Origin of the sequence: Bacillus cereus group sp. MYBK108-1 (assembly GCF_051917185.1) — a bacterium.
GTDB lineage: Bacteria > Bacillota > Bacilli > Bacillales > Bacillaceae_G > Bacillus_A > Bacillus_A cereus.
Genome location: NZ_JBQAHZ010000054.1, coordinates 1 through 2,600, shown reverse-complemented (window position 1 = coordinate 2,600; position 2,600 = coordinate 1). Strand labels below are relative to the sequence as shown.

Sequence of the window (2,600 nt, the reverse complement as noted above, 5' to 3'; positions counted from 1 at the left end):
ATCAAAATCCAGCGATGTATACTTGTGGTGGAAATAAAAATAATTTTAGGTATCCATATTGTTATGGTGATTTCGTGCGCCCATAAGGGGGCAAGGAAAAACGGTGATTGCAAGCCGTTAGGTTAACCTTACATGACCTAGTATCACTTGGTTTACCTTGGAGGGAAACTGAAGGGGGACAACAGCATGCCAAGAAAGCCGTAAGTTGGCTAAGCATCAAGCCACGACTGAACGGCGAGATATAAAGTACGAATAAGGATAAAAGCTAGACTGCTTGAACGATAGCACAAGGGAGGCCACCGTAACTAATCTTGGAAGATGCTTACGAACGAGATTTAACAGATGTCATGAGGATAGTGTATGTCATCCTACATGAATAAGGTCATCTGTTGCCCGCTTCTATATAGAAGAAACGTGTGAACGTCGTATCCGAAATCGTACGTGCAAATTCCTTGTCTACTAAATGGGGATTGCCTACGTCAGAATGCCAAAATGGCTATTAAGGATAACTTCAAGACCCAACAGTCAAGAAGTATGGCTTATGAATATCTGATATGGCAACGGAGCCTTCATAGTAGTCAGAGCTAGGGAAAGCCTAGTACAAGGCGAAGGAAGGCAGTCTGTTAGCTTATTACCAAATTGGGGAGGTGCGAAAGGCACTATGCAATGTCCAAAAGTAGTATTAAGCAATCTGCGAAAGAAGAGTCTCGATAAAAAGTATCAATATACAAGACTCTATCGAAATCTTTACAATCCAGATTTCTTTTTACTGGCATACAATAATCTAAGTAAAAACGATGGTGCATTAACTATGGGAGTAGACCAAAGGTCTATTGATGGATTTTCTATGGAAGAAGTAGAACAGCTCATTGAAGTGTTGAAAAACAAGAGTTATCAACCCTACCCGTCCAAAAGAGTCTATATACCGAAAAAAAATGGTAAGAAAAGACCTCTAGGAATACCCAGCTTCTGTGACAAATTAGTGCAAGAAGTTATTCGCATGATTTTAGAAGTAATCTATGAACCGAATTTTTCTAATTCCTCACACGCGTACCGGAAAAATAAAAGTTGTCACAGCGCTCTATTAGAAATAAAGCGTACTTTTACAGGAAGTAAATGGTTCATAGAAGGAGACATTCGGGGTTTCTTTGATAACATTGAACATCATACTTTAATGGGGATTCTGCGAAGAAAAATTTCCGATGAAAATTTCATAGAACTCATTTGGAAGTTCTTACGTGCGGGGTATTTAGACGAGTGGAAGTTTCACAACACATATAGTGGAGCTCCACAAGGTGGTATTATAAGCCCGATACTCTCAAATATTTACCTTAATGAATTGGACGTATATATGGAATCTTTTAAGAACAGCTTCAATCAAGGAAAGAGACGAAAGAAAAATCCTGAATATGAAAACGTACGAAGTAAAATGCGTAGGCTTGAGAAGAAAATTGATAATACCGATGAACAAGAAGACTCTGATAGTATCGAAAACTGGAAGCAAGAAGTGAAGGTACTGAAGAAAAAACTAACACAAATGCCTTACAGTGATCAAATGGACAATGAATATAGAAGACTTACTTATGTAAGATATGCAGATGACTTCTTGATAGGAATCATCAGTTCAAAAGAGGATGCCCAATACGTAAAAGAAGAAATAGCAAAATTTCTAAAAGATAAGTTGAAATTGGAACTGTCCATGGAGAAAACGTTAATAACAAATGCATCAAATAAACAAGCTCAGTTTCTTGGATATGAAATCAAGATATTCAAAAGCCAAGCAATTCGTACGGATAAATTAGGTAGAAAAATAAGACTGTTAAATGGCAAAGTCCAATTAAAAATGCCACATAAAGCATGGGTAAATAAGTTACAAAAGTACCAAGCCATCCAAATGAGTGCCAACGGCACTTGGAAGCCTAAACCAAGAAATTACTTTCAACGAAATGAAGACTTAGAGATTGTTTCCCAGTATAACAGTGAAATACGTGGATTGTATAACTATTATCGACTAGCCGAGAACGTGAGTAATCATATGCATAGGTTCGCTTACTTCATGTTTTATTCGATGTTGAAAACATTCGCTACGAAATATAGAAAGCGTACCAAACATATTCGGAAAAAGTATATGAAAAATGGACGTTTTACAGTGGAATATGAAACAAAAAGAGGTATAAAACAAATCCACTTTATCGAGCGTAATTTTCCGAGAATAAACGGAATTTCTAAAGAGCAAACAGATGTTGAAAAAAATACTAGATACACAATGAGTACAACAAGGCTCTCAGACCGAATAAAAGCGGAAACGTGCGAATCATGTGGACGAAGCAATACAACCATACACATGCATCACGTTAAAAGGTTGAAAAACCTTCGGGGAAAGTCGAATAAATCATATCTCGAACAACAAATGATAGCGAGAAATCGTAAAACAATCGCTCTTTGTAAAGAGTGTCATTTAAAAAGACACAAAGGCGAGATATAAAATGCAGATGACAGATGGAGAGCCGGATACATGGAGACGTGTAAGTCCGGTTCGGAGAGGAGCATTTGGAAACCTATCACAGAAACGTGGAAAGGCGCTGGATGCTTACTCTACA

At 37.6% G+C, this 2,600-nt stretch carries 1 protein-coding gene and 1 pseudogene; both read left to right on the top strand.

Features of this window, described 5'->3' with window-relative positions; all coding sequences use genetic code 11:
- Window positions 1-74 (top strand): annotated as a pseudogene (locus ACTFSL_RS31005) (lysozyme family protein); the annotation flags it as partial.
- A gap of 587 nt (window positions 75-661) precedes the next feature.
- The gene (locus tag ACTFSL_RS31000; protein WP_088338955.1) at window positions 662-2,485 is read left to right on the top strand and encodes a reverse transcriptase domain-containing protein; all 1,824 of its coding nucleotides are present in this window, start codon (window positions 662-664) and stop codon (window positions 2,483-2,485) included.
- The last annotated feature ends 115 nt before the right edge of the window (window positions 2,486-2,600 follow it).

Excerpts from the sequence above, each read along its gene's own strand:
- ACTFSL_RS31000 (WP_088338955.1), top strand. The coding sequence starts at position 662 with ATGCAATGTCCAAAAGTAGTATTAAGCAATCTGCGAAAGAAGAGTCTC.